We start from the raw sequence: 21,142 nt of genomic DNA, 5'->3' as shown, positions 1-21,142 counted from the left end.
ACCGCACCACGCGCACCGCACGGGAGCACAGTTGACACCTCCGACCATCCGACGCAGGCGGATCGCCGACACCTCGGTCGAACTGACCGGGCTGGGCTTCGGCGCCTCCGTCATCGGCAACCTGTACCGGGTCACCCCCGCCGAGGACGCGGCGACCGCGATCGAGACGGCCTGGCAGGAAGGCATCCGGTACTTCGACACCGCGCCGCACTACGGGCTCGGCCTGTCCGAGCGGCGCCTGGGCGCGACGCTACGGGGCCGACCGCGCGACGCGTATGTTGTGTCCTCCAAAGTGGGCCGCCTGCTCGTGCCCAACGAGCAGCCGCGGGGCGTCGACACCGAGGGCTTCGTGGTGCGCGACGATCTGCGCCGGCAGTGGGACTTCAGCCGGGACGGAGTACTCCGCTCGATCGAGGCGTCGCTGGAGCGCACCGGCCTCGACCGCCTGGATATCGTCTATCTGCACGACCCCGACGACCACTGGCGGCAGGCCGCCGAGGAGGCCATGCCCGCCCTGGCCGAACTGCGCGACCAGGGCGTGATCGGTGCGATCGGCGCGGGCATGAACCAGTCGGCGATGCTCGCCCGATTCCTGCGCCAGACCACTGCCGACGTGGTGATGCTGGCCGGACGCTACACGCTGCTGGACCAGTCCGCCCTGGACGACGTCCTGCCGGCCGCCCGGGAGCTCGGAAAGAGCGTGGTAGCGGTGGGCGTGTTCAATTCGGGACTGCTCTCCCGGGACCGGCCCGCCGAGGGAATGAGGTACGACTACCAGGACGCCCCGCCGGCTCTGGTCGCCCGCGCCCGGGCGATCGCCGAGGTCTGCGCGGCGCACGGGACGACCCTGCCCGCCGCAGCGATCGCTTTCCCTCGCACCCACCCCAGTATCATCAATGTCACCGTCGGTATGCGAAATACGGAACAGGTCGCGCGAAACGTGGAAATCCACCGAGAGCACATCCCCGAAGGCCTCTGGGATGAGCTCCGTGTCCAAGGACTGATCAGGTCGGACGTGCCCGCGGAGAGCGGGCAGGGGAGGAGTTCGCGTTGTCTCTGACGGACAAAGCCATCGAGCAGATCCGTGAGCTGATCCGCACGGGCGTGCTGCCTCCCGGCTCGAAGCTCCCGCCGGAACCGGACCTGGCCGCCCAGCTCGGCCTGTCCCGCAACCTCGCCCGCGAAGCGGTCAAGGCGCTGTCCGTGGCACGCGTCCTGGAGGTCCGCCGAGGCGACGGCACCTACGTGACCAGCCTCCAGCCGAGCCTGCTCCTGGAGGGGCTGGGCGGAGCGGTGGAACTGCTGCAGGGCGACTCGGCCGCCCTGCAGGACCTCATGGAGGTACGGCGGCTCCTCGAACCGGCCGCCACCGCGCTCGCCGCCACCCGCATCTCCGACGAACAGCTCGCCGAGGTCAAGACACACCTGGACGCCATGCGCGAAGCCCGCGACGACGTGGAGCGGCTCAACGCCCGCGACGCCGCCTTCCACCGCGCCGTCATCGCCGCCACCGGCAACGAGACCCTCCTCACCCTTCTGGAGGGCATCTCCGGCCGTACCCTGCGGGCCCGCATCTGGCGCGGCCGGGTCGACGACCGTTCCGCGGCCCGCACCCTCGCCGAGCACGAAGCGATCTTCACCGCGCTGTCCAACCGGGACGTGTGGCTGAGCCAGGCCGCCGCCCTACAGCACGTGAGCACCACCGAGCGGTGGCTGAAACAGCACCTGCGCTCGGGTGCGGCCCTGCCGCCGGGCCGCTGAGCAGGGCTCCCGTACGGCCGGGCAGTCGGAGATCGCCCCGACGGCACCGTGCCTGGTGGTCCGGGCCGCGGTCACCGCCGCGTAGTGTGCCGCCGGCACCGGCGACGGTACCTCCGCCGACCGGGCGGCGAACGCCGCGTCGAAGGCATCCTCGACTCCGGAAGCGTCCACGGCCGGTGACCCCCGCGGGCGCGGAACATGGCACCCCGATCCAGGTCAGCAGCCGCGTCAGCCGGTTGGCAACCGCACGCTCCGCGGTGCAGAGCACGGGCCAGATGTGCCGAGCGCCTCCTCTCCGCTCAGGTGGTCGAGCAGTTCCCTGCGGCCGCTCTGCCGGGTGCGGGCGCGGAGAGCTCGGCATCCTGTATGACGATTCCCGCCCGTAAGCACCACAAGGTGGCGCCGGACCGCTCGTACACCTCCTAACGCAGAGGCCGCACTCCCCCACCGTGGGCCACATCACACTCCCCTCGTGTCGCCCCTCACATCGCCGTTGCCCTCCACATCGATTTACTAGGACGTCCTAGTATTTCTCCAGTCGACATTCCTTTGATCCGTCCGGGAAGGCCTCATGAGCGATCTGCACCGTCCCGTGCACCCCGTCCGCCTGGTCACCGCATCCGCCCTGTTCGACGGGCACGATGCGTCGATCAACATCATGCGGCGCATCTTCCAGTCCCAGGGCGCCGAAGTGATACACCTCGGACACAACCGCTCGGTGCGAGAGGTCCTGGACGCGGTGATCGAGGAGGATGTCCACGGCGTGGCCGTCTCGTCCTATCAGGGAGGACACGTCGAGTACTTCGAGTACCTGGTCGACTCGCTGCGCGCGCAGGGTGCGGACCACGTCCGCGTGGTGGGGGGTGGCGGCGGCGTCATCGTGCCCGAGGAGATCAACCGCCTGCGCGAGAGCGGCGTGACCATCTTCTCCCCCGAGGACGGACAGCGGATGGGCCTCGCCGGGATGATCAACTCGGTCGTCCGAGCCTGCGACTTCGACCTGTGGGAAGGCAAGCCGACCGACCAGGCCGCTCTGCTCGCCGGTGACCGGTTCGCGATCGCGCGCGCCATCACCGGTGCCGAACTCGGCAAGCTGCCCACCGCGCTCCTGGAGCAGGTACGCACGGTGGCCGCGGCACGGGTGGTGCCGGTGCTCGGTATCACCGGCACCGGCGGTTCGGGAAAGTCGTCGCTCACCGACGAACTGGTCCGCCGCTTCCGTGTCGACCAGCAGGACAAGCTGCGGATCGCGGTGATCGCGGTCGACCCGACCCGCCGCCGGGGAGGCGGTGCGCTGCTCGGCGACCGCATCCGGATGAACTCCCTGGACGGGAACCGGGTGTTCTTCCGCAGTCTGGCCACCCGCGGCAGCCGCGAACTGCCCGAGCACCTCTCCGACGTGATCGACGTCGTCAAGGCCGCCGGGTTCGACCTGGTGATCGTGGAGACTCCGGGTATCGGCCAGGGCGACGCCGCGATCGTGCCGTTCGTCGACGCCTCGCTGTATGTGATGACACCGGAGTTCGGCGCGGCCTCCCAGTTGGAGAAGATCGACATGCTCGACTTCGCCGACGTGGTGGCGATCAACAAGTTCGAGCGGCGCGGCGCCAAGGACGCCCTGCGCGACGTCGGCCGCCAACTGGTCCGCAACCGGGAGGCGTTCGACAAACGGCCTGAGGACATGCCGGTGTACGGCACCTCCGCGGCGACCTTCAACGACGACGGCGTCACCGCGCTCCAGCAGCACCTCAAGACGGTCCTGGCCGAGAAGGGGCTGGCGTTGTCCGAGGGCCGGCTGGCCCCGGTCGACGTACGCCACTCCTCCGGCATCCGCCAGGTGGTGCCGACCGAGCGGGTCCGCTACCTCGCCGAGATCACCGACGCCGTCCGCGCCTACCACGCCGACACCGGCCGGTTCGCCGAAGCCGCACGGCGGGTGCAGCGGCTGGCGGCCGTCGAGACGGAACTCGCCGACGCGGGAGCCGACGCCGAGAGCGTACGCTCCTTGCTCGCCGACGCCCGCCGGCAGCTGCCGTACGAGATCGGCGAGCGCATCGAGAACTGGCCCTCGGTGGTAGCCGCCTACTCCGGCGACGAGCAGATCGTGACGGTCCGCGACAAGGAGATCCGCACCAAGCTCACCCGTGAGTCCCTGTCCGGGAACAAGATCCCCCGCGTAGCCCTCCCCCGCTTCACCGACCATGGTGAACTGGTCGGCTTCTGGCGCCGGGAGAACCTGCCCGGCCACTTCCCCTTCACCGCCGGGGTGTTCCCCTTCAAGCGCGACGGCGAGGACCCGGCCCGGATGTTCGCCGGCGAGGGCGATCCGTTCCGCACCAACCGCCGCTTCAAGCTGCTCTCCGAGGACCAGCCCGCAACGAGGCTGTCCACCGCCTTCGACTCCGTCACCCTGTACGGCCGCGACCCCGACAAACGCCCCGACATCTACGGCAAGGTCGGCACCTCCGGCGTCTCGGTGGCCACTCTGGAGGATATGAAGGCGCTCTACGACGGCTTCGACCTGATCGCCCCGACCACCTCGGTCTCCATGACCATCAACGGGCCCGCGCCGACCGTCCTCGCCTTCTTCCTCAACACCGCCGTCGACCAGCAGATCGACCGCTTCCGCCGGGCGGAGGGGCGCGACCCGTCGCACGAGGAGGCGGCCGGACTGCGCGCACACGCCCTGGCCAACGTGCGCGGGACCGTGCAGGCGGACATCCTCAAGGAGGACCAGGGGCAGAACACCTGCCTGTTCTCCACCGAGTTCTCGCTGCGGATGATGGCCGACATCCAGGAATGGTTCATCGCCCACCAGGTCCGCAACTTCTACTCGGTGTCCATCTCCGGCTATCACATCGCCGAGGCCGGCGCGAACCCGATCAGCCAGCTCGCCTTCACCCTGGCCAACGGCTTCACCTACGTCGAGGCCTACCTCGCCCGCGGTATGCGCATCGACGACTTCGCGCCCAATCTGTCGTTCTTCTTCTCCAACGGCATGGACCCCGAGTACGCGGTCCTGGGCCGGGTCGCCCGCCGCATCTGGGCCGTCGCGATGAAGGAGAAGTACGGCGCCAACGAGCGCAGCCAGAAGCTGAAGTACCACGTCCAGACCTCCGGCCGCTCCCTGCACGCCCAGGAGATGGACTTCAACGACATCCGCACCACCCTCCAGGCGCTCATCGCCATCTACGACAACTGCAACAGCCTGCACACCAACGCCTACGACGAGGCCGTCACCACCCCCACCGAGGACTCCGTCCGCCGCGCCCTCGCCATCCAGCTGATCATCAACCGCGAGTGGGGCCTGGCCATGAACGAGAACCCGCTGCAGGGGTCGTTCATCATCGACGAACTCACCGACCTGGTGGAGGAGGCCGTCCTCCAGGAGTTCGAGCGGATCAGTGAACGCGGCGGAGTCCTCGGCGCCATGGAGACCGGCTACCAGCGCGGCCGCATCCAGGACGAGTCGATGCTCTACGAACAGCGCAAGCACGACGGCACCCTGCCGATCATCGGCGTCAACACCTTCCGCAACCCCCACGCCGACACCGCCGAACCCGGCGTCATCGAACTCGCCCGCGCCACCGAGCAGGAGAAGCAGTCCCAACTGGAGCGCGTCCAGGACTTCCAGGCCCGTCACCAGGAGCCCGCCCACGCCGCGCTGACCGCCCTCAAGGACGCGGCGGTCAGCGGTCGCAATGTCTTCGCCGTCCTCATGGACGCGGCCCGGGTCTGCTCCCTCCAGCAGATCACCGACGCCTTCTTCGAGGTCGGTGGCCAGTACCGTCGCAACGTCTGACCAGCAGACAGAACAACGCTGGAGCATCCCGTCGCCCGCGTCTCGGCGTCGTCGGCTGCGGCCCCATGGGCTCCGTCATCACCGAGGTCGTCGACCGCACCGTCGTCGATGTCCGCGCCGCTCAGGCCGCCCCCGATGTGGTCAAGGCCGGCCGCCGTCGCCTCACCGGCCCGCTCGACCGCGGAGTGAGGCGCGGAAGGCTCAGTGCGGAACAGCGCGCGCAACCCCTCGCCCGGCTGTCGTTCACGCACGACCTGAGCGACCTGGCCGACCGCCAGTTCGTCACTGGGCTGCGTACATCGTGAAGCCGCGGGTCATGGGTCTGGTGTGAGTGACGACTCGGATACTCGCACTGGTCGGCGGCGGATGACCATGGCGTGCGTCATCGGGCAGGTGCGATGTCGACCTTCTGCCGACTTCCGGTGAACCGCCGCAAGCTCCCGCGGACGGCCACCGGCCGGTTCGACGACGGCTACCCGTTGCGCCGTACCCGCGACACCCGGCTGTCCAGCGTCCCGGGATGGATTCCCAGGTTCTCAGCCACTACCAGGATCGACTTCCTGGTCTCCGATTCGTACCGCGCCCCCTCGCGGAACTCAGCGTCGTGGATGCGCTTGGATGCCATGCCCCCCGCCGGGCGCGGTCTCCACATTAGGTGGGGAACCTCAGGCCGAGTCTCACCTGTGTCCTACCGAACGTTCGGATGGTCTACATGGTGACGCGGTCCGTACCCGGCCCTCCGCGCTTAGGTGAACTTCCCTCCGGGGTCCGGCGGCAGTCCGGTTGCGCCGCTGTTGAACGATCCTCAGGCTGGATCGAAGACTCTGAGGCGTTGGGTCGTGTCACTGCCGGAGGCGACTGCATGGGCTCGCCGGAGAGCAGCTGGTGCCCATAATGGACAAGAGCGGATGCTACGCAATTCATGACCTTTAAGGCGTCACATGGCAGCCCTGAGCGACCCGGGCGACGGTGAACCGCCACCCGGTGAAGACCTGGCAATCATCCTGCTCGACGGCGCGGGAATCGTGCGGAGGTGGTCTCGCGGCGCCGTGCGACTGCTCGGGCGGCGCGCGGAGGAAATCTGCGGGCAGCCGGTTTCGACGCTGTTCGTCGACCCGACGCAGTGGAGTCGTACGGAACCGCCGAGTGACTCCGCCCGCGGGCCGCGCGGGCGGTCCGCGCTACGGCACCGCTCCGGGCAGACGGTCGAGGTCACCGTCGACACCGCGCGCCTGGACGGTTCCTCCGAGGTCCTGCTGCTCGTGACGCCGGTCTCCTCCGCCGCAGAGCGGGAAGACGGTCTGTCGTTCCTGCGCGCGCTGCTCGCGCAGGACCACATCGGGGTCGCCATTCACGACACGGAACTGAACGTCGTACGCACCAACGTCTCCTCAGGGATGCTCGGCGGCCGGCCCCTCGGCGAAGACGGCCGGCTCAGGGAGGCCTTCTTCCCGGAAGACGTGGAGAAAGCAGAGGCACTACTCTGCGGGGTGCTCGCGACCGGCACCCCGGTGATCGCCGAAGAGCAGAGGATGCGCGCACCGGACGGGACCGACTGGGAACGGTCCCTCTCCGTGTCCGCCTTCAGGGTGGAGGACGGGCGCGGGGTTCCGACCGGGGTCGCAGTAATGTTCACGGACGTCACTGAGCAGCGAAGAGCTCGTCGTCGAACCGAGATGAGCCACGCGGCCTCCGTACGGATCGGTGGTTCGCTCGACGTCACCCGTACCGCCCAGGCCCTGGCGGACGTACTGGTCCCGGCCCTGGGGGACATGGCATCGGTGGACATCGCCGATGCCGTAGTCGAAGGCAAAGAACCCATGAGGGTCCTGGACCCGTGTGCGGAGCTCGGCCTGCGCCGGGTAGCGGTCGCGTCGGTCGGCCCCTGGCCCGCTGACGTGATCACGGTGGGATGTCCGGTCCCACGGTTCCCCGATGTGCCCGAGGTACGAATGGCCACCATGGACGGGATCACGGTCGTGCACACGTCCCGGCAGGACCTCCTCGATATCGCCGGGGACCCGGAGCTGATCCAGTCGACGGTGCCGGAGAAGGGGCACTCGGTCGTGGGTTCTCCCCTGTTCGCACGAGGCCGGCTGCTGGGCTTCGTGACGCTCTTGCGCGCGGAACGCCCCGAGCCGTTCGAGCAGGAGGACGCGGATCTCGTGTTCGACATCGCTTCGCGGGCCGCGCTCAGTGTGGACAACGCGCGACGCTATACCCGCGAGCACCGTGCGGCGGTCGCCCTGCAGCAGCGTCTGCTGCCCAGGACCGCCACCAGGACCACTGCGGCCGAGACGGTCGGCAGCTACGTGCCGGCCGGGGGTGGCGCTGACATCGGAGGGGACTGGTTCGACGCCATCCCGCTGCCGTCGTTGCGGGTGGCCTTCGTCGTGGGTGACGTCACCGGTCACGGGCTGTCGGCGGCGGCCACCATGGGGCGCCTGCGGACGGCCATCCGCACGCTCGCCGACCTGGAACTGGAACCGGGGGAACTGCTCATCCACCTGGACGACCTGGTGCAGCAACTCGCGGACGAGGCCGACCCCGAGGAACGGGACACGATCGGCGCCACCTGTCTGTACGCGCTCTACGACCCGATCGACTGCGGCTGCTCGCTGGCCAGTGCGGGACACCCGCCACCCCTGGTGATCGAGCCCGGCGGAACCGCGCTTCCGGTCCAGGTATCACCCGGGCCGCCGCTCGGCATCGGCAGCATGCCCTTCGACATCACCACGGTCCGGCTGAAGCCGGGCAGCACACTGGCTCTCTACACTGACGGCCTCGTGGACCAAGGCCCCGGAGGTGCCGATCAAGGCATCCGGGAGCTGACAGACGCTCTCGCGGAGGCGTGCCGGGGGAACAGGCCACTGGGAGAGACAAGCTGCACCGTCATGGCCGGGGCCTCCCGGCCGTCGCCCCGGGACGACATGGCGCTCCTCCTGGCCCGCACGCGCAGGCTCCTCGCGGCCGACATCGCCGCATGGGACTTCCCGGATGATCCGGCGGCCGTGGCCGAGGCCAGGAGCGCAGTCGCCGCCCGCCTCGACTCGTGGGGGCTGGACGAGCTCACCTTCACCACCGAGCTGATCGTCAGCGAACTGGTCACAAACGCCATCCGCTACGCGAGGGGCGCGGTCGGCCTGCGCCTGTTCCACGACGACGCCACGCTGGTCTGCGAGGTCTCGGACTCCAGCAGCACCCAGCCCCGGCTGCGTCGCGCGCAGGTCCAGGACGAGGGCGGGCGTGGCCTCTACCTCGTGGCGCAGCCCTCGAAGAGGTGGGGCAGCCGCTACCACCACAGGGGAAAGACCATCTATCTGTCCGTCCTTGGGCACCGACACATCGTCGACCACCCAGGCCGTCGGGTCGATGAGGGGCAGCATCCGCTCACAGATCCGCCGTTGGACCGGCACCAGATCTCAGGTGGACTGGTTCACGAACTGCTGCAGGTTCTGCTCGTTGCCGTCCGGCAGCCGCGGCGCCATGGCCTGGATCGACTTGCGGCGGCCGTCCAGCATGAGCCCGCGCAGGTAGCAGTCGCCCTTGGCCCGCTGGCCCTTCCGCGGCACCGACGCGAACACATCCGCAACGTATAACCCCAACGTCGCCCGGACACGGCTCGCTTCATGTGCGTCCACCCAACCAACATGCTCCTGAACAGGCCCGACCGGAAGACCTAACGGAGTCCTACTAGCTGGTGAACGCGCACGGAAGCAACAGATCGGTCCTGCCTGTCAGTGCCCGATGCGGAACACGGCACGACGGAGGATGCGCCGACGCCCCACCCTGTGACGGCCTCGACCACGCCGGTCCGAGCGCCCCCTCAGCGGACGCGTCAGGGGTGCGCGACCGGAAGTACCGGCCGCCCACCCCACAAGCACAGCGTCTACCTCGCAGCGGGCGCCGGATCGCACCAGGCCCGCAGCAGCGTCACGCCTCCCCGAAGAGCAGGATCGGCTTCACCGACGTACCGCGCTGGGAGTCCTTGGCCGCCAGCTCGATGTCCGCGAACTGATAGTGGGTGACCAGCTTGTCCACCGGGAAGCGCCCCTGCCGGAAGAGCTCGATCAGCCGGGGCTGCAGGAACCTCGGCGGCACTCCGCCGGAGGTGATCCCGCGGATGCCGATGCCGGAGAGCGCCAGCATGGCCATGTCGAGGCTGACGTTGGTGCCCAGCGGAGGCACGCCGAGCTGAGCGCACATTCCGCCGTTGCGCAGGCTGAAGACAGCCGCCTGCGACACTTCGGGCACGCCTGTGGTCTCCACGCTGTGGTGCGCCCCGGCCGGCACGACCGCGCGGACGCGCTCCAGCAGGTCGGGGCCCTCGCCGCCGGCCAGTACGGTGTGGGTGGCACCCAGCTCACGGGCGAGTTCGAGACGGGACTCCACCCGGTCCACGGCCACGACGGTCGTACAGCCGACGGCTCGTGCCGCCATCACCGCCGCGAGTCCGACGCCGCCGGTACCGAACACGACGATGGTGTCTCCGACCCCGGCCCGCAGCCCGCTGATCACGGCGCCGGCACCGGTCAGCACTCCGCACCCGAACGCCGGGGCCAGTGCGAGATCGAGGTCCGTGGGAAGCACCGTGACGCTGTGCCCATGGGCCAGCGCGTGGGTGGCGAAGCTGGACTGCCCGAAGAACTTCCCGTGCACCGGTGCCCCGTCCGCCGAGAGCCCGGTGCTGCCGTCCGGACGGCCGCCCGAGAAGTTCAGCTCTGCGCCCCGGTCGCAGGCGAACACCCGCCCGGCCACGCAGGCCTCGCAGTTGCCGCAGGAGTGCGCGTTCAGCAGCACCCGGTCGCCCGGTGCCACGGCTGTCACGCCGGAGCCGACGGCCTCGACAACCCCGGCGCCCTCGTGTCCGAGGACGATCGGCAGGGGTATCGGAAGGTACTGATCGCGCACGGCCAGATCGCTGTGGCAGATCCCCGCGGCGACCATCCGAACCACGATCTCGTCAGCTCGCGGCTCCTCCAGTTCCAGCTCGCGCAATTGGAACGGACCCGACTTCTCCTCAACGACAGCGGCAGTGACGATCATGACTGGGGCCTTTCAGCGGGACGGAACGTGGTCTGGGTTTGCAGGTACTCGTGCAGGCACTCCGGCCCGCCCTCCCGGCCATTGCCGGAGTTCTTCCAGCCGCCGAACGGACACGCTGGATCGAGCGTGAAGCTGTCGTTCAGCCAGATCTGACCGGCCGCGATACGCCGGCCGACGGCCGCCGCGCGCTCCAGGTCGGCCGACCACACCGACCCCGAGAGCCCGTACTCGGTGTCATTGGCGATCGCGACCGCCTCGTCCTCGTCCCGCACCTCGATCACGGTGACCACCGGGCCGAAGATCTCCTCACGGGCCACGCGCATGCCGTTGTCCACGCCGGCGAGCACGGTCGGCTCGAAGTACCAGCCGCGTTCGAGCCCCGCGGGGACACCACCGCCGGCACACACCGTCGCGCCTTCCGCGCGCCCGGCGGCGACCATGTCGCTCACCCGCTCGCGGTGCCGGCTGGTGATCAGCGGCCCGACCATGGTGGCCGGGTCGAACGGGTCACCGACCCGGATCTCGCGCGCCGCGGCCGCCAGCGCGTCGGTCAGCTCGGCCGCCCTCGACCTCGGTACCAGCACCCGGCTCTGGGCGATGCAGGCCTGACCGTTGTTCGCGGCGAGCGCCGACTGCACCAGCCCTGCGGCGACATCGCCGATCGGCGCGTCGTCCAGCACGATGGCGGCGGCATTGCCACCCAGCTCCAGGGCGTACCCGGTCAGCGTACGGCCGCAGGCCTCGGCGATGGCCCGGCCGGTCGTGGTGCTCCCAGTGAACGTGATCTTGTCCACACCGGGGTGTGCGACCAGCGCGGTCCCGGCCTCCGCACCTCCCGGTACGAGATTGAGCACTCCCGGCGGCATCCCCGCCGCCTCGCAGATCTCCGCCAGGACGAATGCGTCCAGAGGGGTCTCCGGCGACGGCTTGAGCACCGCCGTGCACCCGGCCGCCCACGCTGCGCCGAGCTTGGCCGCGGTCGCCAGCAGCGGGATGTTCCACGGGATGATCGCGCCCACGACACCGACCGGCGCCTGGCGGATGTGCAACTTCCCGGTGAGGCCTGCCCGGTACTCCTCCAGCGGAGTGGTCCGGGCTAGATCCGCGTAGTGGCGTACGTAGAACTGGGGCATCATCACGTGCGCGAGCTGGGTCACGGTGATCGGGAGACCCGATGACGAGGTGATCAACTGGGTCAGTTCGTCGGCCCGCGCGGCAAGACCGTCGGCGACGCGCACGAGCACGTCGGCCCGTTCGGCGGGGGTCATCCTCGGCCACGGCCCCGTGTCGAACGCGGCGCGCGCGGCCAGGACGGCGCGGTCCACGTCGGCGGCGGACGCCTCCGGCACCCGCCCGACAACCTCCTCCGTGGAGGGCGAGGCGACGTCGATCACCCGGCTGGTCGCGGGTGCCACCCATTTACCGCCGATGAACAGGGATTCCTTGCTCCACATAGATGTGCTCCTCAAGTACACAGGGAAAAGATGTTGTCGCCGTCGACCGGCAGTGCCTGGCCAGTGCCCCCGGCTTGCCTTGTGAAGGTGAGGAAGGGCGGACCGGCTCACCGCACGAGGCGACGAGGGCGCCTGATCGCACACTGCGGCCGCGGCCGCCCGCGTCCGGGTCCCGGAGCGACACAGGCCTCGGTACGACGGTGCGCGATGTGTGCGCTGTTGGCGGTACGGGTCCGGCCGACGGCTCCGGAACCGGGCTCGTGATGATCGCAGCCCCTCAGTCGAACCTGCCCGGCGCCGAGGCGGGCAGCGGCGCCGCTTCGGCGTCGGCGGCCTGTGCTTCTCCGCCGACGCCTACGGACCTTCATAGGCGGCGTCAGGCACTTGGGGTGGCTGTGTCGTGCAACCGATGGGTGCAGTGTGCGCCGGCTTCGGTGACCCCTTCGGCGCGCAAGCGCTCCGACTCGGGCGATCGGTGGTCGACCGGCCCGAGGCCGTGGAAGCGGTGGGCTACCAGAACTCGTCGATGGGTGGCGGATCCGTCACCCATCGGCGGCGCCGCCTCCATCCCGTCACGCGGCCGTGATGGGTCCAGGGCCGCCGACACCCTTCAGCCAGCCGCTGCTACACGGCGTGCCGCAGCACCGGATCGATCGCATGCCCGACCCCGACCGCCTCGATCGCGTGCTGCGACTCCGTCGACGGCCCTAACGGATGCAATCTGTAGCTGACGACGAGCAGCGGCTCGCCACGTCGCTCGGTCAGGGCAGGAGGTGCGAGATCGTCCACATTGACCACCTCTGGTAGCAGGGGCCCTCAGTTAAACAAACTCGCTGAACGTTCGACAAGTATCTTGCCCAAACTCCTGCCCCGGATCCCTGCCGACGAGGTCAGGCGGCCAGCAGCCCGCGCACCGCAGCCTTCGCCGCGTCGGTCGCCGCAGCCAATTCGACATTGTCGGGGTCAGCCAGCCACTGAAGCGCGACGCCTCTCAGGATCCCTTCCACCACCACCGCGGAGGCGTCCGGATCAGCGGCTTCGTCTCCGATCATCTCCACGATCAGCCGCCGCACCACCATGTTCGTCTCCGCGATGGCGTCACGCAGGCCGGGGGTCGCCGTGATCCCCTCGACAAGCAGCACATACAACGCCCGCGCACTGGGATCCTCGCGGTCGACGAGGCCACCGAAGTAGACGTCGAAGAGATCATCCAGCGCGGCCACTCCGCGCAGGTCACTGGACAGGTGCGCCCGCGCCCTCTCACGGATCGCCGTCACCACGGCGCGCATGCAGGCTTCCTTGGAGCCGAAGTGGTGGTTGACAAGCCCGCGGCTGAGTCCGGCCTCTCTGCCGATCTCCGCGAGGGACGCGCCCGCGTAGCCCCGAGTGCCCAAAAGACGGATCGCGGCCGCCACAAGGCGGGCCTGTGAATCACTGCGACGCTCGGCCTGGGTACGACGTTCCAACATCCGTTCAGGATAGTACGGCTGTCGCACGGAGTGATCTCCGTGGCCGCCCCGGCGACACCCGCACCGGCGACGGGACGGTCCGGGGCGGCGTCGAGAGAAGATCGGCACGGGCGCCCGTCCAGCGCGGCGAAGACACGGTGACGTGTCAGACTTCGGGACTCCTCGACCGGTCGGACGCGGCAGCCCGCGTCAGACCGGGAGACAGCACCGCGGTGACGAACCGCACCCCCGGAAGCCCCTGGGGGGCGCCCCTGAATGCTCGGAATTTAATTTACGATAGGATAAAAAATCCATCACGGCCCGCTGCAGGAGCACACCTTGGCGCTATCACTGTTCGAACAGCCCGACGACTGGACCGAACCTGGTGCCCACCCAGTGGTGGGCGGTGTGTACCGCATTCCGCTGGGCCTGCCCCTGGACGGGCTGACAGCGGTCAACGTGTACGTGATCGAGGATGCCGGCGGGCTGGTGCTGATCGACTCGGGCTGGGCCCGGCCCGAGACCGAGAAGGCGCTCGGCGAGGCGGTGCAGAGCCTCGGGCACCGTCTGGAGGACATCGACCAGATCATCGTGACCCATGCCCATTGGGACCACTACACCCAGGCGCTGGCGCTGCGTGAATCGCTCGGCAGCCGGGTGCGGGTCGGCTGGGAGGAGCGCCACACGATCGAGGCCTTCGACCTGGCGGACGGGGTATGGCCCCGTCAGGTCGTCCTGCTGCGCGAGTGCGGCGCCCCCGAGTTGGCCGCCCGCGTGGCCGCCGTCCCGGTCGGACAGAGCGACCGCGACATGCCGTTCGGCCCTCCGGACGGATGGCTGCGGGACGGTGAGCGGATCGCCCTGACAGACCGCCACCTCGACATCCGGGCCACACCCGGCCACACCCGAGGTCACGTGGTGATCGGGGACCCGGTCGGCGGCCTGCTGTTCTCCGGCGACCACGTGCTGCCGCACATCACGCCCTCCCTGGGCTTCGAGCGGTCGCCGGAGAAGTACCCGTTGCGGTCCTATCTCGCCTCCCTGCGCCTGATGCGACAGTCCCCCGACGCACTGCTGCTGCCCGCCCATGGGCCTGTGACGAGGAGCGTCCACACCCGGGTGGAGCAGTTGGTCGCGCATCACGAGGAGAGGCTCGACGAGGTCCTTCGGCAGGTGTCGTCAGGCGCGGACACGGCACACGCGGTCGCCCGTGCCCTGCCGTGGACCCGTCGTCGGCGCCGGCTCGACGACCTGCCCCTGGTGCACCAGATGACCGCGGTTCTGGAGATCGACGCCCATCTGGACGTCTTGGCCCAGCACGATGCGGTCAGCTGGCAGCGCGTCGACGGCATCCGGCGGTTCGCACCGGCCGCGTGACGCCTCGTCTCGGACGAGGCGTCCGCGACGAGGCGACTCAGGCGAGCACGACCGCGTACCGCCAGTCCAGGACTTCACGGTCCGGGCCGTCGGCGCCGACGGCCCGGACCAGCGACCTCAGTTGGGCGAGCCCGCCGTGACCCCCCAGCGGGTGCAGGCGCTCCACGACGACGGTGCTGTACAGGGTGTCCCCTTCGTGGACGGGTCCGAGATGGTCACAACCGTGCCAGCCCGCCACGGTGACGACGGAGGGCAGGGCCCGCGCGGCCTGCGCGAGGGCCACCCCGATCGTGTGACCGCCGTAGACGAGGCGGCGCCCGCCGGCCGCGTGCCGGTCGTGATGCACCATGGCCACGTTGAGCGTGAGGCGGGCCAGCTCGGGCGCGCCCGACACAACGTCCCCGCCGCCGACCTCGATGACCATGCCCTCGGCAAGATCGGCGCACCGGGGTCCGGCCACGCGCCGCGCGAACCGGTCCAGTCGCCATCCCTGCGCCACAGCGGCCAGCGCGGCCACGTCGGGTGCCTCCCCCACCGAGTCGAGGTCGTCCACATGTTCGGCGCCGGCCTCCGTGTCCCGAAGCGGCAGCATCGCGCACCGCCAGAAGTCCAGCACCGGCCGGTCGAACTGGTCGGTCGTCGTGATGCGCAGGGCAGCCAGACCGGTGGGACGGCGGCCTGGGCGTACCGTGTTCCGGCGCAGCGCGACGACTTCCGTGGAGGACCACAGCGTGTCACCGATGAGGGGGGACCGGCGCAATACCAGACCGCGGTAGAAGAGGTTGGCCTTCACGTGGTGGGTGGCCAGCGTGGACTGGCCGATCGCCACGTCCCAGACCAGGGCCGGATGCGCGAGCGGGGCCCGGCCCGTCACGGCGCGGCTCAGTTCCTCGTCGAGCGGGAGCGCGAGCCGGTCCCCCACGATCGACTGATGGGTCGCCGCGTGGCCTGAGGTGAGGGTCAGCGCAGGTGCCCCGTCGAAGACCTGCCCGACGGCGAGTTCCTCGAAATAGGGCCCTTCGGCGATGCGTGCCATGCCCTTCGGGATCACTGCATCCATGACCGTGCTCCTCTCGCCCTCACCTGTACGTGCCGTGCCACTCTGGACTTCCGCGCTCATGCCGCCCCTCCCACTTTGGCCAGTACGCGTCGCGCCGCGACCGCCACGGCCTCGTCCACCATCCATCCGTCGAGGGCCACGGCGCCCTCGGCGCGCTCGTGGCCTCGCTCCAGGGCGGCCAGCACCGCCCGGGCCCGCGCGACCTCTTCGGCCGACGGCGTGAACGCTTCGTTGACCTGCTGGATCTGGCCCGGGTGGATGATCCACTTGCCGTCGAATCCCAGGCACGCGGCACGGCGTACGTGTGCGGAGAACGCCTCGTCGGCAGCCACACCGAGATACGGACCGTCCACGGCGGCGAGGCCGGCACTGCGGGCCGCCGTCAGGACGCCGTCCTGTGCTCGCAGCCAGGCCTCCGGCGGAGCGTCGGCGGCCCGTCCGAGCGACGCGGCCAGGTCGGCGTAACCGATGACGACGGTGGTCAGCCGGGGCGTGGCCGCCACGATCTCACGCAGGTTGGCCAGTCCAGCCGCCGTCTCGATGAGCGCCTGCACGGTCACCGTCGCGGTCGCGCCGACGGCGGCCTCCGCACCCGACAGCAACCGGTCCACGAAGGCGAGGTCGCCGGCCGACTCCACCTTGGGCAGTACCACGGACACCGTTCCGCTCCGGCGTACACAGGCGATGACGTCGTCGTGGCACCAAGGTGTCCGGGGTGCGTTCACCCGTACCGCCATCCGCGGACCGGTCCGCGCCGCACGGGCCAGCCAGGAGGCGACGAGTTCCCGCGCACCCTCCTTGGCCGCGGCCGGTACCGCGTCCTCCAGGTCGAGCACGATCTCGTCGGCTTCCGACGCGACGGCCTTCGCGATCTTGCGATCGTCAGAGCCCGGCACCGCAAGTCGGGACCTGAGCGCACCTGCCGCATGGTTCACGATCACCCACCTCCTCATTTAATTTAAATTAGACTATAATCGATGGCTGTCAGTCCGGTAGCCGAGCGAGGAGATCCGCATGCCCACCCTGTGCGAGGAGGAACAGGACGTCATCGACGTCGTCCGGGAGTTCGTCGACCGGGACGTAAGGCCCGCGGCACGGGACCTGGAGCACGCCAACGAGTACCCCGAGAAACTGATCGAGCGGATGAAGTCGCTCGGCGTCTACGGCTTGGCCGTCCCGGAGTCCTACGGCGGATCACCGGTGTCCACGCCCTGCTATGTCGGCGTGACCGAACAGCTGGCCCGCGGCTGGATGAGCCTGGCCGGGGCCATGGGCGGTCACACGGTCGTCGCCAAGCTCCTCCTCGCCTTCGGCACCGAGGAGCAGAAGGACCGCTACCTGCCGAGGATGGCGACCGGTGAGATGCGGGCGACGATGGCGCTGACCGAGCCGGGCGGCGGCTCCGACCTCCAGGCGATGGGCACCGTGGCCCGCCGGCAGCAGGACGGCGGCTACGTCGTCTCCGGCTCCAAGACCTGGATCAGCAACGCCCGCCGCTCCGGACTCATCGCGCTGCTGTGCAAGACGGACCCCGACGCCTCTCCCCGGCACCAGGGCATCAGCATCCTGCTCGTCGAGCACGGCCCCGGTCTCACCGTCTCCCGTGACCTGCCCAAGCTGGGCTACAAGGGCGTCGAGAGCTGCGAGCTGTCCTTCGACGGCTACCACGCGCCCGCCGATTCGCTGCTGGGCGGTGCCGAGGGGCACGGCTTCGCGCAGATGATGAAGGGCCTGGAGACGGGCCGTATCCAGGTGGCCGCCCGGGCGCTCGGCGTCGGGCAGGCGGCCTTCGACGACGCCCTGCGCTACGCCCAGGAGCGCGAGAGTTTCGGCAGGCCGATCTGGCGGCACCAGGCGATCGGCAACCGCCTCGCCGACATGGCCACCAAGCTCGTCGCGGCCCGGCAGCTGGTGCTGCACGCCGCAGAGCGCCACGACTCGGGCGACCGCTGCGACATGGAGGCGGGCATGGCCAAGCTGTTCGCCTCGGAGACCGCCATGGAGATCGCGCTCGACGCGGTCCGGATCCACGGCGGTTACGGCTACTCCACCGAGTACGACGTCGAGCGCTACTTCCGGGACGCCCCGCTGATGATCGTCGGCGAGGGCACCAACGAGATCCAGCGCAACGTCATCGCCGCCCAGTTGATCAGCAGGGGCGGTCTGGCGTGAAGCCGCGCACCCGTACGTCCACAGCCGACCGGAGGACCAAGTGAAACTCTCGATGCTGTTGTCCAGGTACACCGGTGACCCGGTCGAGACCGCCGAACTGGTACGGGACCTGGAGTCCGCCGGCCTCGACATGGTCTGGGTCCCCGAGGCCTACGGCTTCGACGCCATGACGCTCGTCGGTTATCTGGCCGCGACGACCGAGCGCGTACAGATCGGTACCGGCATCGTCAACGTCTTCTCTCGCACCCCGACCCTGCTGGCCATGAGCGCCGCCGCCGCGGACAGCCTCAGCCGGGGCCGCTTCGCCCTCGGCATCGGTGCTTCCGGACCCCAGGTCGTCGAGGGCTTCCACGGTGTGCCGTTCGACCGGCCGATGCAGCGGATCGCGGAGACCATCGAGATCTGCCGCAAGGTGTGGCGGCGGGAGGAGCCCCTGACGTACGACGGAAAGGTCTACCGGCTGCCGCTGCCCGCCGACCGCGGGACGGGGCTCGGCAAACCGTTGCGCCTGATCAATCATCCCTACCGCGCCGGCATCCCCGTCTACTGGGCGTCACTGATGGAGCGCTCGGTGCGCGCGACGGCCGAACTGGCGGACGGCTGGCTTCCGTTGTTCTTCCTGCCGGACAAGGCGGCGGAGGTCTTCGGACCCGCACTCGCCGCGGGGACCGCGCGCCGCTCCCCCGGACTGCCGCCGCTGGACATCGTCGCCGGCGGCCCGGTCGCCGTCGGCGAGAAACTCCCGGTCGACGATCTGCTCGACCAGGAGCGGCCGACAGCCGCCCGGTACATCGGCGGGATGGGCTCCCGGGGCAGGAACTTCTACAACGACCTGGCGTGCCGATACGGCTTCGAGGCCGAGGCGAAGATCATCCAGGATCTCTACCTGGACGGCAGGACGCGGGAGGCCGAGGCCGCCGTGCCGCGGAAGTGGCTGGAGCAGACCACCCTGATCGGACCGCCCGGCCAGGTCACGGAACGGATCCACGCCTACCGGGAGGCGGGAGTGACGGCCCTGAACCTCGACCCGGTCGGACCGGACCCGGCCCGCACGGTGGAGGCCGTCCGTCGTCTGGTCGACAACCTATAATTGATGCGTGCCTAGAAAATCCGCGGACAAGCCACCGGTCGATCCCTCCGACTCCAAGTCGGCGCGCACCCGCGAACGCATCCTGGACGCGGCGGCCCACGTCCTCAGCCGCAAGGGTTACGCGGGCACGCGGCTGAGCGACGTGGCGGAGCAGGCACAGATCCAGGCGCCGGCCATCTACTACTACTTCTCCTCCAGGGAAGTGCTGATCGAGGAGGTCATGTGGGTCGGCGTGGCCCGTCTGCGGCAGCACGTCGCGGAGGCGCTCGACGCGCTTCCAGCGGACACCGACCCCATGGACCGCATCGACACCGCCGTCGAGGAGCACCTTCGTTACCAGCTGGCGATCTCGGACTTCGCCACCGCGGCGATCCGCAACGCGGGTCAGGTCCCGGAGGACCTCCGCACCCGGCAGCTCGCCGAGGACGGCAGGTACGGGGACATCTGGCGCACGCTCGTCCAGGACGCGCAGAAGGCGGGTGGGCTCCGTGCCGACCTCGAACCCCGGGTCGCCCGCATGCTGGTCCTGGGCGCCCTGAACTGGGCCGCGGAGTGGTGGAATCCGCGTCAGGGCTCGCTGGACGTCGTGGTGCGCACCGCGAAATCCCTGGTGCGGCACGGCCTGGGCGTGGCGGCCGACCAGGAACTGGGCGCCGCCCGTGCGACCGGGGTGTCCCGGGCCCGGCGGACGACAGCCGCGAAGGGTTCAACGGCATCGACACACGGGTGAAGGGCACGCTCCCGGCTTTCACCACCTGAGGGCGCGCGTGGCCGGGTCTCTCACGCCTGCACGGCGGCGCCCGAAGTCAGCAAACCCTCGGCGTCCTCGACGTGCCACGTCTTGAGGATCTCGCGGGTGTGCCGGCCCGGCACGGGCGGGGGCGGTCCGAGGGCGGTGGGTGTCGCGGAGAAACGCGGCGCGGGCGCCGGCTGGAGGACACCGTCGCGCTCCACCAGCGTGCCGCGGGCCTTCAGATGCGGGTGGTCCGCGGCCTCTCGCAGGCTCATCACCGGTGCCACGCACGCGTCCGACGCCGAGAACTCCGCCGCCCACTCGTCCCGGGTGCGGCTCGCGAACGCCGCCGCGAGCCGTTCGCGCAGCACCGGCCACCTGGTGCGGTCGTGCTGGGCGGCGGGGTCCTCGTCGACCCCGAGGACGGTGAGCAGTTCGGCGTAGAACTTCGGTTCCAGGGCGCCGACCGCCATGTGGCGGCCGTCGGCCGTCTCGTAGACGGCGTAGAACGGCGCTCCGCCGTCCAGGAGGTTAACGCCCCGCTGGTCCTGCCAGGTCCCGGTGGCCAGCATCATGTGGGTGCCGGCGAGCAGATGGGCCGTGCCGTCGACGATGGCGGCGTCGACGACCTGTCCGCTGCCCGTGCGGTCGGCCCGGCGCAGCGCCGCCAGGACGCCCATGACCAGATAGGTCCCGCCGCCGCCGAAGTCACCGACGAGGTTGAGCGGGATCTGCGGTGGTCCGTCGGCACCGCCGACGGCGTGCAGAGCACCCGTCAGGGCGACATAACCGATGTCGTGCCCGGCCCGCTGGGCCAGTGGCCCGTCCTGTCCCCAGCCGGTCATCCGGCCGTAGACCAGACGCGGGTTGCGGGCGAGACACTCGTCGGGTCCGAGGCCGAGCCGTTCGGCGACCCCCGGACGGTAGCCCTCGATCAGGATGTCGGCCCGGGCCGACATGTCCAGCACGGCCCGTACGGCGTCCGGCCGTTTCAGGTCGAGCAGGACCGACTTCTTTCCGCGGTTCAGGACGTCGACCTGCTCGAAGCCCGGGAAGAACCCGTTGCCTCCGGGGCGATCGACCCGGACCACTTCCGCGCCCAGGTCCGCCAGTGTCATGCCCGCGAACGGACCCGGGCCGATCCCGGCGAGCTCCAGCACCCTGCATCCCGACAGCGGGCCGTCTGCCATCTTCTCCCC

15 protein-coding genes and 2 pseudogenes are annotated in these 21,142 nt (G+C 70.0%); 9 read left to right on the top strand and 8 right to left on the bottom strand.

Going from position 1 to position 21,142, the window contains the following annotated elements:
• Positions 1-31 precede the first annotated feature (31 nt).
• The 5 genes and pseudogenes from IEZ11_RS24840 to IEZ11_RS24820 all read left to right on the top strand — a co-directional run.
• A complete protein-coding gene (locus IEZ11_RS24840; RefSeq protein WP_189265066.1) occupies positions 32-1,060 on the top strand; it encodes an aldo/keto reductase in 1,029 nt (342 codons plus the stop codon).
• Positions 1,051-1,761: a FadR/GntR family transcriptional regulator gene (locus IEZ11_RS24835; protein WP_189265065.1), complete on the top strand. Its 711-nt coding sequence runs from the start codon at positions 1,051-1,053 to the stop codon at positions 1,759-1,761. The genes IEZ11_RS24840 and IEZ11_RS24835 overlap by 10 nt, the downstream gene beginning before the upstream one ends.
• 571 nt (positions 1,762-2,332) lie before the next feature.
• Complete coding sequence (gene icmF / locus IEZ11_RS24830; protein ID WP_189265064.1) at positions 2,333-5,563, top strand: fused isobutyryl-CoA mutase/GTPase IcmF; 3,231 nt, start codon at positions 2,333-2,335, stop codon at positions 5,561-5,563.
• Entirely contained in the window at positions 5,497-5,868 is a 372-nt protein-coding gene (locus IEZ11_RS24825) for a 3-hydroxyacyl-CoA dehydrogenase NAD-binding domain-containing protein (protein WP_308426496.1), read from the top strand. The genes icmF and IEZ11_RS24825 overlap by 67 nt, the downstream gene beginning before the upstream one ends.
• Positions 5,869-6,504: 636 nt before the next feature.
• Positions 6,505-8,826, top strand: a pseudogene (locus tag IEZ11_RS24820) (SpoIIE family protein phosphatase); the annotation flags it as partial.
• 54 nt (positions 8,827-8,880) lie between these two features.
• Here the strand turns inward: IEZ11_RS24820 and IEZ11_RS24815 are convergent.
• From IEZ11_RS24815 to IEZ11_RS24795, 5 genes and pseudogenes are all read right to left on the bottom strand, one after another.
• Positions 8,881-9,204 (bottom strand): annotated as a pseudogene (locus IEZ11_RS24815) (transposase); the annotation flags it as partial.
• 292 nt (positions 9,205-9,496) lie between these two features.
• Positions 9,497-10,609, bottom strand: coding sequence for an NAD(P)-dependent alcohol dehydrogenase (locus tag IEZ11_RS24810; protein ID WP_189265062.1), 1,113 nt, complete (start codon positions 10,607-10,609; stop codon positions 9,497-9,499).
• The gene (locus IEZ11_RS24805) at positions 10,606-12,063 is read right to left on the bottom strand and encodes an aldehyde dehydrogenase (RefSeq protein WP_189265061.1); all 1,458 of its coding nucleotides are present in this window, start codon (positions 12,061-12,063) and stop codon (positions 10,606-10,608) included. Before IEZ11_RS24805 ends, IEZ11_RS24810 begins: the two co-directional genes overlap by 4 nt.
• A 624-nt stretch (positions 12,064-12,687) precedes the next feature.
• The gene (locus IEZ11_RS24800; protein ID WP_189265060.1) at positions 12,688-12,852 is read right to left on the bottom strand and encodes a hypothetical protein; all 165 of its coding nucleotides are present in this window, start codon (positions 12,850-12,852) and stop codon (positions 12,688-12,690) included.
• 101 nt (positions 12,853-12,953) lie between these two features.
• Positions 12,954-13,532: a TetR/AcrR family transcriptional regulator gene (locus IEZ11_RS24795; protein WP_189265059.1), complete on the bottom strand. Its 579-nt coding sequence runs from the start codon at positions 13,530-13,532 to the stop codon at positions 12,954-12,956.
• A gap of 318 nt (positions 13,533-13,850) precedes the next feature.
• Between IEZ11_RS24795 and IEZ11_RS24790 the strand changes: the two genes are divergently transcribed.
• Complete coding sequence (locus IEZ11_RS24790) at positions 13,851-14,888, top strand: MBL fold metallo-hydrolase (protein ID WP_189265058.1); 1,038 nt, start codon at positions 13,851-13,853, stop codon at positions 14,886-14,888.
• A gap of 37 nt (positions 14,889-14,925) precedes the next feature.
• Here the strand turns inward: IEZ11_RS24790 and IEZ11_RS24785 are convergent, their stop codons facing one another.
• The gene (locus IEZ11_RS24785; protein WP_229713333.1) at positions 14,926-15,948 is read right to left on the bottom strand and encodes a MaoC family dehydratase; all 1,023 of its coding nucleotides are present in this window, start codon (positions 15,946-15,948) and stop codon (positions 14,926-14,928) included.
• Positions 15,949-16,004: 56 nt separating this feature from the next.
• Entirely contained in the window at positions 16,005-16,883 is an 879-nt protein-coding gene (locus IEZ11_RS24780; protein ID WP_229713332.1) for an HpcH/HpaI aldolase/citrate lyase family protein, read from the bottom strand.
• 79 nt (positions 16,884-16,962) lie between these two features.
• On the opposite strand from IEZ11_RS24780, the gene IEZ11_RS24775 reads away from it, so the two are divergent.
• Genes IEZ11_RS24775 through IEZ11_RS24765 form a run of 3 tightly spaced genes read left to right on the top strand, consistent with a single transcriptional unit; the run spans position 16,963 to position 19,940 of the window.
• Positions 16,963-18,120, top strand: a complete 1,158-nt coding sequence (locus IEZ11_RS24775; RefSeq protein ID WP_189265056.1) for an acyl-CoA dehydrogenase family protein — start codon at positions 16,963-16,965, stop codon at positions 18,118-18,120.
• Between the two features lie 40 nt (positions 18,121-18,160).
• Positions 18,161-19,210, top strand: coding sequence for an LLM class F420-dependent oxidoreductase (locus IEZ11_RS24770; RefSeq protein WP_189265055.1), 1,050 nt, complete (start codon positions 18,161-18,163; stop codon positions 19,208-19,210).
• Positions 19,211-19,217: 7 nt separating this feature from the next.
• Positions 19,218-19,940 (top strand): TetR/AcrR family transcriptional regulator, encoded by a 723-nt coding sequence (locus tag IEZ11_RS24765; RefSeq protein WP_189265054.1) that lies wholly within the window; start codon positions 19,218-19,220, stop codon positions 19,938-19,940.
• Between the two features lie 50 nt (positions 19,941-19,990).
• Here the strand turns inward: IEZ11_RS24765 and IEZ11_RS24760 are convergent, their stop codons facing one another.
• Positions 19,991-21,133, bottom strand: a complete 1,143-nt coding sequence (locus IEZ11_RS24760; protein WP_189265053.1) for a CaiB/BaiF CoA transferase family protein — start codon at positions 21,131-21,133, stop codon at positions 19,991-19,993.
• Positions 21,134-21,142 lie beyond the last annotated feature (9 nt).

It is taken from the genome of Streptomyces fuscichromogenes (genome assembly GCF_014645815.1).
Taxonomy (GTDB): Bacteria; Actinomycetota; Actinomycetes; order Streptomycetales; family Streptomycetaceae; genus Streptomyces; species Streptomyces fuscichromogenes.
Note: the sequence above shows the minus strand (reverse complement) of the source record. Positions and strands in the feature narration are given on the sequence as shown.